13 protein-coding genes are annotated in these 14,566 nt (G+C 54.8%); 2 read left to right on the top strand and 11 right to left on the bottom strand.

All coding sequences use genetic code 11. The features are described 5' to 3' along the window. Positions 1-71: 71 nt before the first annotated feature. The 3 genes from menF to IB222_RS07410 all read right to left on the bottom strand — a co-directional run bounded on the left by menF (position 72) and on the right by IB222_RS07410 (position 2,305). Positions 72-1,370: an isochorismate synthase MenF gene (gene menF, locus IB222_RS07420; protein ID WP_057066387.1), complete on the bottom strand. Its 1,299-nt coding sequence runs from the start codon at positions 1,368-1,370 to the stop codon at positions 72-74. 104 nt (positions 1,371-1,474) lie between these two features. Beyond that, entirely contained in the window at positions 1,475-1,780 is a 306-nt protein-coding gene (gene elaB / locus IB222_RS07415) for a stress response protein ElaB (RefSeq protein ID WP_003027683.1), read from the bottom strand. 63 nt (positions 1,781-1,843) lie between these two features. Then, positions 1,844-2,305 carry a GNAT family N-acetyltransferase gene (locus IB222_RS07410; protein ID WP_003834735.1) on the bottom strand — a complete coding sequence of 154 codons (462 nt, stop codon included), beginning with the start codon at positions 2,303-2,305 and terminating at the stop codon, positions 1,844-1,846. Between the two features lie 67 nt (positions 2,306-2,372). Here IB222_RS07410 and rbn point away from each other — a divergent pair, with 67 nt between their 5' ends. Continuing rightward, the gene (gene rbn, locus IB222_RS07405; RefSeq protein ID WP_148361705.1) at positions 2,373-3,290 is read left to right on the top strand and encodes a ribonuclease BN; all 918 of its coding nucleotides are present in this window, start codon (positions 2,373-2,375) and stop codon (positions 3,288-3,290) included. Positions 3,291-3,354: 64 nt separating this feature from the next. Continuing rightward, on the top strand, positions 3,355-4,359 hold the full coding sequence (locus tag IB222_RS07400; RefSeq protein ID WP_003834740.1) for a chemotaxis protein: 1,005 nt from the start codon (positions 3,355-3,357) through the stop codon (positions 4,357-4,359). Positions 4,360-4,417: 58 nt separating this feature from the next. Here the strand turns inward: IB222_RS07400 and nuoN are convergent, their stop codons facing one another. The 8 genes from nuoN to nuoG form a co-directional block, all read right to left on the bottom strand. Then, positions 4,418-5,875 carry an NADH-quinone oxidoreductase subunit NuoN gene (gene nuoN, locus IB222_RS07395; protein WP_003027689.1) on the bottom strand — a complete coding sequence of 486 codons (1,458 nt, stop codon included), beginning with the start codon at positions 5,873-5,875 and terminating at the stop codon, positions 4,418-4,420. Between the two features lie 6 nt (positions 5,876-5,881). Further along, positions 5,882-7,411, bottom strand: coding sequence for an NADH-quinone oxidoreductase subunit M (nuoM, locus tag IB222_RS07390; protein WP_003027692.1), 1,530 nt, complete (start codon positions 7,409-7,411; stop codon positions 5,882-5,884). Positions 7,412-7,595: 184 nt separating this feature from the next. After that, on the bottom strand, positions 7,596-9,437 hold the full coding sequence (gene nuoL, locus IB222_RS07385) for an NADH-quinone oxidoreductase subunit L (RefSeq protein ID WP_003834744.1): 1,842 nt from the start codon (positions 9,435-9,437) through the stop codon (positions 7,596-7,598). Beyond that, positions 9,434-9,736, bottom strand: coding sequence for an NADH-quinone oxidoreductase subunit NuoK (nuoK, locus tag IB222_RS07380; RefSeq protein ID WP_000612644.1), 303 nt, complete (start codon positions 9,734-9,736; stop codon positions 9,434-9,436). Before nuoK ends, nuoL begins: the two co-directional genes overlap by 4 nt. Continuing rightward, positions 9,733-10,287 carry an NADH-quinone oxidoreductase subunit J gene (gene nuoJ, locus IB222_RS07375; RefSeq protein ID WP_003028059.1) on the bottom strand — a complete coding sequence of 185 codons (555 nt, stop codon included), beginning with the start codon at positions 10,285-10,287 and terminating at the stop codon, positions 9,733-9,735. Before nuoJ ends, nuoK begins: the two co-directional genes overlap by 4 nt. An 11-nt stretch (positions 10,288-10,298) precedes the next feature. Continuing rightward, positions 10,299-10,841, bottom strand: coding sequence for an NADH-quinone oxidoreductase subunit NuoI (gene nuoI, locus IB222_RS07370; protein ID WP_003028062.1), 543 nt, complete (start codon positions 10,839-10,841; stop codon positions 10,299-10,301). Between the two features lie 14 nt (positions 10,842-10,855). Continuing rightward, positions 10,856-11,833, bottom strand: coding sequence for an NADH-quinone oxidoreductase subunit NuoH (gene nuoH, locus IB222_RS07365; RefSeq protein ID WP_003028063.1), 978 nt, complete (start codon positions 11,831-11,833; stop codon positions 10,856-10,858). After that, complete coding sequence (gene nuoG / locus IB222_RS07360; protein ID WP_148361704.1) at positions 11,830-14,556, bottom strand: NADH-quinone oxidoreductase subunit NuoG; 2,727 nt, start codon at positions 14,554-14,556, stop codon at positions 11,830-11,832. Before nuoG ends, nuoH begins: the two co-directional genes overlap by 4 nt. Between the last annotated feature and the right edge of the window lie 10 nt (positions 14,557-14,566).

The following is a 14,566-nucleotide window of genomic DNA, read 5'->3' as shown; positions in this document are numbered from 1 at the left end:
AATATTGCGACACAGTATAGAGAATCGAATAAATGGATTTTTGATATGAATCGGAAATATACACGAAATCACTATCCTTCCATCTGTAATAAAGTACGTAACCCTGCAGCTTTATTGTCTATTTCTTGCCATTCCTGCTCAGGATCTGAGCCACGTACAATCCCTGCCCCGGCATACAGGCGTACCACGTTTGCGCTAATTTTCGCCGAACGCAATGACACACAAAACTCGCTTTGGCGCAAAGAAAGATAACCCGCTGAACCGGCATACCACTCGCGTTCAAAGGGTTCATTTTGTTGGATGAACTCACGCGCCAGCTCACGCGGAATACCGGCAACGGCCGCCGTGGGCTGGAGCTGCATCAGGCAAAGCGTATCGTCGGCCTGATTCAGTTCCGTCCAGATGCAACGGCGCAGGTGCTGCACTTTACGCAGCCTGAGCACCTGCGGTGGCAGCACATCGAGAGTTTGCGTACAGCCTTGTAGCCGCTGGCAAATATCTTCGACCACCAGCATATTCTCGCGCTGGTTTTTGTCATCTTTCATTAGCCAGTCGCCCAATTGCCAGGCCCGATGATCCTCAGGGTGATTGGCCACAGTTCCGGCCAGCGCCTCGGTGCGCAGCGCCGTATCACGTCGTCGATACAGACGTTCAGGAGAAGAGCCAAGAAAAGCGGTGTCGGCGGAGAATGCCATAAAGAAATGGTAGCAGTTCAGATTTAAGCGACGGCTGGAAGCCATCACGGCAGCGGCATTAACCGACTGAGAAAACTGTAAATCGGTCGCCCGCGCCAGCACGACCTTATCGAGGTCTTCTCCTGCGATCGTTTGAGTAGCGAGTTTTATCAGGTCTATCCAGCCAGCTTTCTCCGGCCAGTGCTGTTCTCCCGTCAAATTCAAACGCAATGCAGGGAGCGGTTTTACGGGAGCAAGCGATGAGATGAAGGCGATCGCTTGTGCAGCGTCTTCACGTAGCGACACGTCGCTATAGAGATGTAAGCGTAAGCTCGCCACTCCGGCACAACGTCGCCACTCCAGCCGCGGCAGCAGTAAATTGCCACGCTGAGGCTCAAAGGCATTCAGGCCCCAGATACGCAGGTCGGGATGATTATCATGCTGATGTAAAAATTGCTGGGCTGATTCCAGCGAGGAAAATGCGGCGACGGCCCCTAATACGGCGGCTTCTTCATCGCCGTTACGCTGCTGCCAGTAAAACTGGGGCCAGACGGGTTGACTGGCCAGCCATCCTAAAGCGTCAAACGCATCATTCAGTGGGAAAGGTATATCGTAAATACGAATTCCAGGTGCTGCTGGCATCTCTTGCGATAAATGACGCATCAGACTTTCCAGCGCAGTAGTGATTGAATGCACGCGGACCTCTCCCTGTTAAAAACCTCTCATTATACGGGGTACTGAGCAGAAAAAGCAGTACCCCCAGTTAGGGAGTACGTACAAATGCGATGACAGAACGGAATTTATCGCCGCGCTAACAATAATCCCATCACTAAACCGACTGTGGCGCCAACGCCGATTCCGCGCCAGGGTTTTTCGTGCACATAGTCATCCGCCCGACAAACGGCTTTTTTCGCACGGTAATAGTAGCTATCAGAAGCATGGCTGACGCGATTTCTCACCTCTTCTAACGCCCGCTCTGCCCGCGCTTTTAACTCAAGGTATTTTTGATCTGCTGGGTCGCCAGAAGAACGCAGCACCTCTTCCAGCGTTTCGCTTAATAATTCCAGATCATCATCGATACGTGATTCATAAGAATGAAAAGACATTATATTCTCCCTTTCTATTGACGTACCCGCTAACTATAGACAACCTGGACTGATTGCGCCTGTTTACGCCTGATGTGCTTCCCGCGCCATTCCGACGTGTGGAATACCATCTTCGTCATAGATATCCGTCACCGGAACAAAGCCAAAGCGCGCATAGAACGATTGCAGATGCGCCTGCGCGCCCAGATACAACGCCTTGTGTGGCCAGTGTTGCACGCAGGATGCCAGCGTCTGGGCCATTAGCTGTTGCCCCAGTTTTTCACCACGCAGCGCTTCGCTTACAATCACCCGACCAATCACTACCGGCTCCAGCTCGTCATCGCTTTTCAGAATCCTCGCATACGCCACCAGCTCATCGTTATGCCAGCCCAGAATATGCCGATTCTCTCCGGCCAGGTCATCGCCATCCACATCCTGGTACGGACACTGTTGCTCAACTACAAACACCGCGCATCGTAGCTGAAGTAGTGCGTACAGTTGTTGGGTACTCAGCTTTGCATGGTGGAGATCTTGCCAGTGAATCATTGTCTGCCCCTATGTTGTGATAACCTGAACACCCTGCCTTATTGATGGCGAAAAGTGTAACGCAAAGATGGAATTACTATTTTTAGGCACGTCTGCGGGAGTCCCCACGCGCTCACGCAATGTAACGGCAATTTTACTGAATCTGCAACACCCGACTCAGGCGGGGCTGTGGCTTTTTGATTGCGGCGAAGGGACGCAGCATCAGATGCTCACCACGCCTTTCAATCCAGGAAAACTCGATCGTATTTTTATCAGCCATCTGCACGGCGATCACCTGTTTGGTTTACCGGGGCTACTGTGCAGTCGCTCAATGGCCGGCAATGTCCAGCCTCTGACGCTCTACGGGCCAAAAGGGTTGCGAGAGTTTACCGAAACCGCATTGCGTCTGAGCGGCTCCTGGACCGATTATCCGCTGGATATTGTGGAAATTACCGCGGGTGAGATTGTGGATGACGGCCTGCGAAAAGTAACGGCGTACCCGCTGGCGCATCCGCTGGAATGCTACGGTTTTCGCATTCAAGAGCACGATAAACCGGGTGCGCTTGACGCCAATGCCCTGAAGGCGGCAGACGTTAAAGCGGGCCCGTGGTTTCAGGATTTGAAAGCCGGAAAAACCATCGTGCTGGAGGATGGTCGAGCGATTAACGGTGCCGATTTTCTTTCCCCGCCCACCAGGGGAAAATCAGTCGCTATTTTCGGTGACACAGGACCCTGCGCGTCCGCCATTGAACTGGCTCGAGGTGTAGATGTCATGGTACACGAAACCACGCTGGACGCGTCAATGGAGGAAAAAGCAAACAGTCGCGGGCACAGCTCGACCCGACAAGCCGCAAAGCTGGCGCTTGAGGCCGGAGTGGGACGCCTGATAATGACCCACGTGAGCTCACGCTACGATGAAAAAGGCTGTCTGCGGTTACTCGAAGAGTGCAAAGCAATATTTCCAGACACGGAACTGGCTCACGATTTCACCATTTTCACCGTTTAATGCTCTATTTTTCCGCCTCAGTGCCGATAACAGTAGAAAGGCTGGCTTTCACACTGAGGACAGGATGAACAATTTCCAGAAAGATATTGATGACAGGACAAACCTAACCCTGTCTAACCGTTTTGAACTGCTGCTGTTTCGCCTCGGCAAATCCGTCGAGGAGCAGAAATCAGAGCTGTTTGGCATCAACGTATTCAAGCTACGTGAAATCGTGCCGATGCCGACCTTTACGCGTCCGGCGGGTATGAAGGCCCCGTTACTGGGTATGGTTAATATTCGCGATCAGGTGATCCCGGTGATTGACCTGCCCGCCGTTGCGGGCTGTAAGCCAGAGACCGGACTCAACATCCTGTTGATCACAGAATATGCCCGCAGCGTCCAGGCGTTTGCTGTGGAGTCAGTGGAAAACATTATGCGCCTGGACTGGCAACAGGTGCATACCGCTGAGAAAGCCGTCAATGGTCGCTATATCACCAGTATCGCTTGCCTGGACGACAACAAAGAGACCAACAATCTGGCGCTGGTGCTCGACGTTGAGCAGATCCTGTACGACATCGTACCGGCGAACCACGACCTGCGCGCAACCGATCTTAAAACCAATAAATTCAACATCACGCCGGGTGCGGTGGCGATTGTGGCTGATGATTCCAAAGTGGCCCGCGCCATGCTGGAAAAAGGGCTTAACGCCATGGAGATCCCGCATCTGATGCATGTAACAGGTCAGGATGCGTGGGAAAAAATACAGCAGCTTTCCGCAGAAGCGCAGGCGGAGGGCAAGCCAATCAGTGAGAAGATCGCCCTGGTGCTCACCGATCTCGAAATGCCGGAGATGGACGGTTTTACGCTTACCCGTAAGATAAAAACCGACGAACGTCTGAAGAAAATCCCGGTCGTTATCCACTCTTCGCTTTCCGGTAGCGCGAACGAAGATCACGTTCGCCGAGTAAAAGCGGATGGCTACGTGGCCAAATTCGAAGTCAATGAGCTTTCTTCAGTGATCCAGGAAGTGATGGATCGCACAGCGAAAGGCATCAGCGGTCCGCTGGTGAGCCGTCAGCTATTAAACTGACCGTATTTCACGCATAAAAAAACCCGCCAAGGCGGGTTTTTTCGTTTCTGCATTTCGTTTACATCAGCGGAGTCGCTAACTGCACAATGCTGATCAGCGGTTGTGGGTAAATACCCAGCACCAGAACCAGCAGGGCAGAAATCAGCACTACGATACCGCCCGCGCTGTACTGCCAGTTAGACGGCGCATCACGGTTCAGCTGTTGCGGTGCGCTCAGGTACAGGCTCACGGCAACGCGCAGGTAGTAGTACAAACCAATCGCGGAACCGACCACCACAGCGGCAACCAGCCACCACAGGTTAGCCTGCACACCGACGGCCAGTACGTAGAACTTACCGATAAAGCCCAGCGTCATCGGGATACCTGCCAGAGACAGCATCATCACCGTCATCACTGCCGCGAGGATCGGACGATGCCAGAACAGACCACGGTAGGAGAACAGAGAGTCCGCATCCGGGCCGCGGTACGGGCTGGACATCAGGCTGACCACACCGAACGCGCCGAGGCTGCTGAACAGGTAACCGGCCAGGTAAACGCCAACCGCTTCCATCGACATCTCGCCGCTCTGCAGAGCAATCAGCGCCACCAGCAGGTAACCGAGGTGAGAGATAGAAGAGTAACCGAGCAGACGTTTAATATTGGTCTGGCTCAGCGCCATCAGGTTACCGAAGATGATGGAAGCAAAGGCAATTACGCCCAGTACGATACGTACCGCTTCGCTATCCCCTACCGGGGCGTACAGGAACAGACGCATCACCACGCCGAAGATAGCGATTTTACTCGCCGTCGCCAGGAAGGTGGAAACCGGAGCAGGAGCACCCTGGTATACGTCTGGGGTCCACAGGTGGAACGGAACCAGCGAGAGCTTAAAGCCGAGGCCAACAATCATCAGACCGAAGCCAGCCAGCAGCAGCGGTTCGTGCAGCATGCCGTCGCCGAGGCTCTTACCGAGTGCAACAAACGACAGATTTCCAGACTGCGCGTACACCAGCGCCATACCGAACAGCAGGAAGGAAGACGCTGCGGCAGACAGAATGGTGTATTTGATACTGGCTTCCAGCGAACGTTTCTGACGGAACGCATAGCCAACCAGACCAAACAGCGGCAGAGAGATCAGCTCAATACCAAGGAACAGCGCCGCCAGATGGTTAGCGTTAGCCAGCAGAATACCGCCAAGTGCGGCAATCAGCACCAACAGGTAGAACTCTTCCCGGTTGTCATCGTAGCCTTCCAGCCACGGGTAAGCGAAGGTACAGGTGGCAAGACTCGCCAGTAGCACCAGCCCGGTGTAGAGCATGGCGAAACCGTCAACCCGCATCAGCGGGGTGACGTCCATGGCGCCCGCCTGGCCAACAAACCAGAGCGAAACCAGCGCGGCGTTAAGCCCAATGACCGACAGCGTGGCATTGAGGAAGTGATTGCGTCGCCACGCAATGGAGAGCATCACAACCACCACCGTCAAGCCGACGATCAGCAGCGGTAGCAGCGCAATCAGGTGTTGTGGAGTTATTGTCATGGCGATTTACGGCCTTGTAGTAGTAACGGAATTAACAAACCACTGCTGGATGTTGCTCATCGCAGAATGCGAGGTATCCAGAATCGGCTGCGGATAGAAGCCAAGCAGTACCAGAAGCACGACCAGCAACAGGATGATAAACAGCTCACGCAGCGACATCCCTGGCAGTTCAACACTGGCAATCTGGCTCTTCGCTTTACCGAAGTAAGCGCGATGCAGCATCGCCAGCGAGTAAACAGAGGCAAACACCAGACCAAAAGTCGAGATCACGGTAATGACCGGAACCACCTGGTAGCTGCCGAACAGAATCATAAATTCGCCAACGAAGTTACCTGTACCCGGCATACCCAGCGTACACACTGCGAAGAACATCGACAGCGCAGGCAACCATTTCATTTTGCCCCACAGGCCGCCCATCATACGCATATCACGCGTGTGCAGACGTTCGTACAGCTGACCACACAGAATGAACAGACCGGCTGCGGACAGACCGTGCGCAATCATCTGGATAACAGCACCCTGGTACGCCAGCTGGCTGCCGGTGTAGATAGCAATCAGTACGAAGCCCATGTGCGATACGGAGGTGTAAGCGATCAGACGTTTGATATCGTACTGATTAAAGGCCATCCACGCGCCATAGAAGATACCGATAACGCCCAGCCACATTGCGATAGGTGCAAACTCCGCCGACGCGTTCGGGAACAGCGGCAGAGAGAAGCGCAGCAGACCGTAAGCCGCGGTTTTCAGCAAGATCCCCGCCAGGTCAACGGAACCTGCCGTCGGCGCCTGGGAGTGCGCATCCGGCAACCAGCCGTGCAGCGGAACCACCGGCATTTTCACCGCGAAGGCGATGAAGAAGCCCAGCATCAGCAGATATTCCACACCGTGGGACATCGGGGTATTCAGCAGCTCTTCATAGTTGAAGGTCCACACACCGGTCGCTTTATAGTGCACAAACACCAGCGCCAGGATGGCAATCAACATCACCAGACCACTCGCCTGGGTATAAATGAAGAACTTGGTCGCCGCCGTGATACGCGTTTTACCGTCAGAGGCTTTATGCCCCCACAACGCGATCAGGAAGTACATCGGCACCAGCATCATTTCCCAGAAGAAGAAGAACAGGAACATGTCGATGGCAAGGAACACGCCGATCACGCCGCCTAAGATCCACATCAGGTTCAGATGGAAAAAGCCCTGGTATTTTTCGATTTCATTCCAGGAGCAAAGTACCGCCAGAACACCGAGCAGACCGGTCAGCACTACCATCAGCAGCGACAGACCGTCGATAGCCAGATGAATAGAGATGCCAAAACGTGGGATCCACGGCAGAACAAATTCAGACTGCCACTGCGGAATGCCAGCGGATTGCGTCAGTGAATAGCCGCCCTGCAACCACAGTTGCAGGCCAAGCGCCAGCGTCAATCCCATGGTAATCAGCGCGATCCAGCGCGGCACCTTCACGCCAAAGCGTTCGGTCTGCCAGCACAGGAAGCCACCGATAAAGGGAATTAATATTAGCCAGGGTAGTAACATGGCGATCTTTATTCCTTGTTAAAGTCCCATCAGGACCTGATTTTCAACGAATTCTCAAAACAGAAAATTCACTTCGGATTGCGGCTTTTTTTGCCCGGTGGCGCGAACGCTTACCGGGCCTACAGATTCCCGTAGGTCGGATAAGCGCCAGCGCCATCCGACATCAACGCCACAATCCTCAAACTCAACGCAGTACCATCAACAGTGCCAGCACAACGACGGCGCCGATGCTCATTGATGCGACATACCAGCGCAGATAACCGTTCTCGCTCAACAGCAGGCCTTTACCTGCAAAGCGGGAAAGGATCGCCGGAATGTTCATCATTGAGTTGAGCGGATCGCGTTTCAGCAACCAGGCAACACCCAGGAATGGCTTGACGAACACTTTGTCGTACAGCCAGTCGAAGCCCCAGGCGTTATACCACCAGGTACCCAGCAGGCGGCCCGGCGCACTGTTCGCAATCGATGTCACCAGCGTGCGTTTACCCAGCCACAGCCATGCTGCGATCAGGATGCCCGCAATCGCTACGATACCGGAAGTAATTTCCAGCGTCATGACGCGACCATGCTCAAGCTCGGTCGTCGCAGGCAGTACACCCTGCAGCGGCGGCACAATCAGCGCGCCAACGAAGGTGGACAGGATCATCAGCACAATCAGCGGCAGATGATGGGTAATCCCCTTCCCTGCGTGAGCGTGAATTTGTTCTTTACCGTGGAACACGATGAAAATCATACGGAAGGTATACAGAGAGGTCATGAACGCACCAACCAGACCTGCAACCATCAGATTAATATGACCATTCGCCATTGCACCGGCCAGAATCTCATCCTTACTGAAGAAGCCAGCGGTAATCAGCGGCAGAGCTGACAGCGCCGCGCCACCGATCAGGAAGCAGAGATACACCAGCGGAATTGACTTACGCAGACCGCCCATCTTGAAGATGTTCTGTTCGTGGTGGCAAGCCAGGATAACCGAGCCGGATGCCAGGAACAGCAGCGCTTTAAAGAAGGCGTGCGTCATCAGGTGGAAAATCGCCGCATCCCACGCCTGTACGCCGAGAGCCAGGAACATATAACCAATCTGGCTCATGGTGGAGTACGCAAGAACGCGTTTGATGTCGGTCTGTACCAGCGCAGCAAAACCCGCCAGCACCAGAGTGATAGCACCGATAATCCCCACCAGGTGCAGGATTTCAGGCGTCATCAGGAACAGGCCGTGCGTACGAGCTATCAGGTAGACACCAGCGGTAACCATCGTCGCGGCGTGGATCAACGCGGAGACAGGCGTCGGGCCGGCCATCGCATCAGCAAGCCAGGTCTGCAACGGCAGCTGTGCAGATTTACCGACCGCACCGCCCAGCAGCATCAGGGTTGCCCACATCAGCATGTTGTTACCGTCTGCAAAGTGCGCAGGCGCCAGTTCCACCATTTCGCGGAAGTTCAGCGTGCCCAGCTCGTTGTAGAGGATGAACAGCGCGAACGCCAGGAATACGTCACCAACGCGGGTTACCACGAAGGCTTTCATTGCCGCAGCGCCATTCTTCGGATCGGTGTAGTAGAAACCAATCAGCAGATAGGAGCACAGGCCCACGCCTTCCCAGCCGAGGTACATCAGCAGCAGGTTATCCGCCAGTACCAGAACCACCATGCTGGCGATAAACAGGTTGGTGTAGGCGAAGAAACGAGAATAGCCCTCTTCTCCGCGCATATACCAGGAAGCGAACATGTGGATCAGGAAACCAACGCCGGTCACCACGGAGAGCATGGTCAGCGACAGGCCGTCCAGCACCAGGTTAAAACCGATGTTGAAGTCACCGACTGACATCCACGTCCACAGCGGCTGGCTGTAAGCCTGCTGACCATTGGCAAAGAAATCAACGCCAACAAACGCAGTCACCAGCGCGGCCAGGCCGATCGAACCGACACCCACGGTAGCGGACAGATTTTCTGACCAACGACCACGAGAAAACGCCAGTAATACAAAGCCAATAAATGGCAGAATAATGGTTAAGGCAAGCATGTTCATCCACGCATCTCACTTACTGAATCGATGTTCAGGTTCTGGCGACGGCGATGAAGTTGCAGCAACAGCGCAAGCCCAATGCTCGCTTCGGCAGCCGCAAGGCTGATGGCGAGAATATACATCACCTGACCATCGGTCTGGCCCCAGTAGCTTCCGGCGACCACAAAGGCCAGCGCGGAGGCGTTAATCATGATTTCCAGCCCGATCAGCATAAACAGCAGATTGCGGCGGATAACCAGACCGGTTAAGCCCAGCACGAATAAGATCGCAGCGAGGATCAGTCCATGTTGTAAGGGGATCATGCGTGCTCCTCCGTTTTTCTTTTCGCGCGGTCATCGGTGCGATTGCTCAGCACTTCACCAGAACGCTCTTCGCGCCCCACGTGGAAGGCAACAACCAGACCCGCCAGCAGCAGCATCGAAGCCAGTTCAACCGCCAGTACATACGGTCCGAACAGGGAAATACCGACCGCTTTCGCGCTAATTGGCGTACCGTCGATGCCCTGATCGTTAACGCCCAGAATGGCGTAAACAATAACCACCAGCATGATGGCCGACAGAATCGCCGGACCAATCCACACCTGCGGCTTCAGCCACTGACGTTCCTGTTCAATTTCAGAACCACCAAGGTTGAGCATCATCACCACGAATACGAACAGCACCATGATGGCACCCGCGTAGACGATAATTTCCAGCGCACCGGCAAAGTAAGCGCCTAACGAGAAGAACACCCCAGAAATCGCCAGCAGCGAAATAATCAGGTACAGCAACGCGTGTACCGGATTGGTGTGGGTGATCACCCGCAAGGTTGCGAGAATGGCTATCAGGCCACAGATATAAAAAGCGAACTCCATTGCCCCTCTCCTTACGGTAACAGGCTCTTGACGTCGATAGGCTTAGCTTCGTTCTCTGCTTCGCCCTTATCTTTGCCGTCGATTGCCATACCTGCCATCCGGTAGAAGTTATATTCCGGGTATTTGCCCGGACCGGAGATCAGCAGATCCTCTTTCTCGTAAACCAGGTCCTGGCGCTTGTACTCACCCAGCTCGAAATCTGGAGTCAGCTGAATAGCCGTTGTCGGACAGGCTTCTTCGCACAGACCGCAGAAAATGCAGCGTGAGAAGTTAATGCGGAAAAACTCCGGATACCAGCGACCGTCTTTGGTCTCTGCTTTTTGCAGAGAGATACAGCCTACCGGACACGCTACCGCACACAGGTTACAGGCAACGCAGCGCTCTTCACCGTCTGGATCACGAGTCAGAACGATACGACCACGAAAACGGGGCGGTAGATAGACCGGCTCTTCCGGATACATCTGCGTTTCGCGTTTCGCGAACGCATGCAGGCCGATCATCCAGATACTGCGTACCTGGGTGCCGAAACCTACGAACAATTCTTTTAAGGTCATGGTCTTTGTGTCCCTTATTGCGCCTGCCAGAGAATGACAGCCGCCGTTACCAGCAAGTTGACGAGCGTCAGCGGCAGACAGACTTTCCAGCCGAAGGACATTACCTGGTCATAACGAGGACGCGGTAACGACGCACGAATCAAAATGAACATCATCATGAAGAACGCGGTTTTCAGCGCGAACCAGACGAATGGCGGTAAGAACGGGCCATGCCAGCCACCGAAGAACAGGGTAACCATTAGTGCAGAAATGGTGACAATACCGATGTACTCACCCACGAAGAACAGACCGAATTTCATACCGGAATATTCAATGTGGTAACCGTCGGCCAGTTCCTGCTCGGCTTCTGGCTGGTCAAACGGGTGACGGTGACACACCGCCACGCCCGCGATGGCAAAGGTGACAAAACCAAAGAACTGCGGAATAACGTTCCAGATATCAGCCTGGTTGTTAACGATGTCGGTCATGTTAAATGAACCGGCCTGCGCCACCACGCCCATCAGGGAAAGTCCGAGGAACACTTCGTAGCTCAGCGTCTGCGCAGACGCACGCATCGCACCGAGCAGGGAGTATTTGTTGTTACTGGACCAGCCGGCGAACAGCACCGCGTATACCGCGAGGCCCGCCATCATCAGGAAGAACAGGATCCCGATATTCAGGTCGGCAACCACCCAGTTCGGGCTCACCGGCACGATGGCGAAAGCCAGCAGCAGCGAGGTGAAGGCGATCATCGGTGCCAAAGTAAAGATGACGCGATCCGAGAATTTCGGGATCCAGTCTTCTTTAAAGAACATCTTGATCATGTCCGCAACCAGCTGGAGCGAACCGCCCCAGCCAACACGGTTCGGTCCGTAACGGTTCTGGAACAGACCCAGCAGACGACGTTCGCCAAAGCTCATGAATGCCCCGCAGGTGACCACCACCAGCAGGATCACGACCGCTTTGAGAATGCTCAGCAGGATCTCAATCAGATCGGGTGTAATCCAACTCATTGTTGTGCCTCCTGCAGATCCTCAAGACGCGCACCTGCCAGAACCGGCGCGATGCCAGGCATACCCATCGGCAAACCAACCTGCCCTGCCGTTAATCCTTCAGCGATTTCAACCGGTAGCGTAACCGTGTTGCCATCGTAGCTGAAAGAAACGCGCGTACCGGCATTAACCCCCAACTTCGCGGCATCAGCCGGGTTGAGTTTGATGTACGGCTGCGGCATACGGGTCTGGAAGACCGGCGCACGCTGGGACATTTCGTCGCTGCCAAACAGATGGTAGTACGGCGCGATACGCCACTGACCATCCTGAGCCTGGAAGCTCGCCGGAACGGTAGTGAAGTAATCCATACCATTCGCAGAAGCTTCGATCAGGCGCACGCCCGGATCGCCATGACGCAGTTTTCCGCCCACTTCATCCTGGAACTTGTTCCACGCCTGTGGGGAGTTCCAGCCTGGAGCCCAGGCAAACGGAATTTGTGAACGCGGCGCAGACGGTTGGTTGTTCCCTTCCATAGAGAAGGCGAACATGGTGTCTTTGTCCTGCGGCTGGCGCGGTTCGTGTACGCTGATGTTGGCGCGCATTGCGGTACGACCACTGTAGCGGTGCGGTTCACGTGCCAGTTTCTGTCCACGGATACGGAAGGTTGCGTCCGGCGCGGCATCTTTGATACCCGCCAGTTGCGGCAGCTTCTCAACGACCGCATTGATAACGTGGTCGAGCTGCGTCCAGTCCACTTCACGGCTCTGCACGGTGCTGTGCAGCGAATGCAGCCAGCGCCAGCTTTCCAGCATGATAGTGTTGCTGTCGTAGTAGGACGGATCATAAACCTGGAAGAAACGCTGGGCGCGGCCTTCGTTGTTAATCACCGTACCATCGCTTTCGGCGAAGCTTGCGGCGGAAAGCACCAGATGAGCGTTTTCCATAATTGCCGTACGCTGATGGTCAATGACCAGTACCAGCGGTGCTTTCGCCAGCGCAGCGTTCACACGCGTTGCTGAAGCATGGCGATGCAGGTCATTCTCCAGCACCACAACGGCGTCAGCACGACCTGTTTCCAGCTCGGTCAGCGCATCGTCAAGGGAACCACCGCCAATCATACCCAGGCCCATGCTGTTAACAGAGCGAGCAATCATGGTGATGCCAACGTCTGCGCCACGGCCTTTCAGCGCCTTCGCCACGTTGGCAGCCGCCTGAATCACTTCGGCGCTACCAGCGTTGGTGCCGGAAATAATCAGTGGTTTCTTCGCCCCGGCCAGTGCCTGAACGATAACGTCAATTTTGTTCTGCAGGTCACGGTCGATACCGTCAACCGCCGGAGCGTTGTTATCCAGCGCATGAGCGATAGCGAAACCTAAACGCGCCTGATCTTCAACCGGTGCACGATAGGTCCAGGCGGCGATGTCATCCAGACGGGTGTTATCGACGTTGGTAACGAACAGCGGGTGCTTAGCACGCTGGCCGATGTTAAGGATTGCTGCGATCTGCCAGTCAGCCACTTTCTGTGCCGCCGCCATTTCACGCGCTTTACCTTTCACCGCCTGACGCACTGCCAGCGCAACGCGTGCGCCGGTCTGGGTGACATCTTCGCCCAGCACCAGAACCGCATCATAAGATTCGATTTCGCGCAGTGCCGGAGTATGAATCCCGCCGTCACGCAGCACGCTCAGTGCCAGTTGCAGACGTTCCTGCTCGCCCTGGGCGATACCGGTATAGAAGTTATCCGCACCCACCAGTTCACGCAGCGCGAAGTTACTTTCAACGCTGGCGCGCGGGGAGCCGATACCAATTACTTTCTTCGACTGACGCAGAATATCTGCCGCGCCCTGCATCGCCTGCTCGGCGTTCAGCGTGATCAGGTCATCGCCACGACGTTGTACCGGCTGACGTGGACGGTCTTTCAGGTTCACGTAACCATAGCCAAAACGACCACGGTCGCAGAGGAAGTAGTGGTTAACGGTACCGTTATAACGGTTTTCGATACGACGCAGTTCACCGTAGCGTTCACCCGGGCTGGTGTTACAGCCGATGGAACACTGCTGGCAGATGCTCGGCGCAAACTGCATGTCCCATTTACGGTTATAACGCTCGGAGTGCGTTTTATCAGTGAAGACGCCGGTCGGGCAAATTTCTACCAGGTTACCAGAGAACTCGCTTTCGAGCGTACCGTCTTCCGGGCGACCGAAGTAGACGTTGTCATGTGCGCCATAGACGCCCAGATCCGCGCCATCGGCGTAATCTTTGTAGTAACGTACGCAGCGATAGCAGGCGATGCAGCGGTTCATTTCGTGAGAGATGAACGGCCCCAGGTCCTGGTTACGGTGAGTACGCTTCGTGAAGCGGTAGCGACGGAAGCTGTGACCGGTCATGACGGTCATATCCTGCAGGTGGCAGTTACCGCCCTCTTCACAGACCGGACAGTCGTGCGGGTGGTTAGTCATCAACCACTCCACGACGCTTTCGCGGAACTGTTTCGCTTCTTCGTCATCAATAGAAATAAAGGTGCCTTCGGTGGCCGGTGTCATACAAGACATCACCAGGCGACCACGCGTGTCTTCCGCGTTTTGATATTGCTTCACCGCACACTGGCGGCAAGCACCGACGCTTCCCAGCGCCGGGTGCCAGCAAAAGTACGGAATATCAAGGCCGAGAGACAGACAAGCTTCCAGCAGGTTGTCCGCTCCGTTGACCTCATATTCTTTGCCGTCTACATGAATCGTAGCCATAGTCAGCATG

Source organism: Citrobacter sp. C13, from assembly GCF_014596815.2.
Lineage (GTDB): Bacteria > Pseudomonadota > Gammaproteobacteria > Enterobacterales > Enterobacteriaceae > Citrobacter > Citrobacter portucalensis.
Note: the sequence above shows the minus strand (reverse complement) of the source record. Positions and strands in the feature narration are given on the sequence as shown.

Excerpts from the sequence above, each read along its gene's own strand:
- nuoI (WP_003028062.1), bottom strand. The coding sequence starts at position 10,841 with ATGACCTTAAAAGAATTGTTCGTAGGTTTCGGCACCCAGGTACGCAGT.
- elaB (WP_003027683.1), bottom strand. The coding sequence starts at position 1,780 with ATGTCTTTTCATTCTTATGAATCACGTATCGATGATGATCTGGAATTA.
- nuoM (WP_003027692.1), bottom strand. The coding sequence starts at position 7,411 with ATGTTACTACCCTGGCTAATATTAATTCCCTTTATCGGTGGCTTCCTG.
- IB222_RS07400 (WP_003834740.1), top strand. The coding sequence starts at position 3,355 with ATGAACAATTTCCAGAAAGATATTGATGACAGGACAAACCTAACCCTG.
- nuoN (WP_003027689.1), bottom strand. The coding sequence starts at position 5,875 with ATGACAATAACTCCACAACACCTGATTGCGCTGCTACCGCTGCTGATC.
- IB222_RS07410 (WP_003834735.1), bottom strand. The coding sequence starts at position 2,305 with ATGATTCACTGGCAAGATCTCCACCATGCAAAGCTGAGTACCCAACAA.
- rbn (WP_148361705.1), top strand. The coding sequence starts at position 2,373 with ATGGAATTACTATTTTTAGGCACGTCTGCGGGAGTCCCCACGCGCTCA.
- nuoJ (WP_003028059.1), bottom strand. The coding sequence starts at position 10,287 with ATGGAGTTCGCTTTTTATATCTGTGGCCTGATAGCCATTCTCGCAACC.
- nuoH (WP_003028063.1), bottom strand. The coding sequence starts at position 11,833 with ATGAGTTGGATTACACCCGATCTGATTGAGATCCTGCTGAGCATTCTC.
- nuoG (WP_148361704.1), bottom strand. The coding sequence starts at position 14,556 with ATGGCTACGATTCATGTAGACGGCAAAGAATATGAGGTCAACGGAGCG.
- nuoK (WP_000612644.1), bottom strand. The coding sequence starts at position 9,736 with ATGATCCCCTTACAACATGGACTGATCCTCGCTGCGATCTTATTCGTG.
- nuoL (WP_003834744.1), bottom strand. The coding sequence starts at position 9,437 with ATGAACATGCTTGCCTTAACCATTATTCTGCCATTTATTGGCTTTGTA.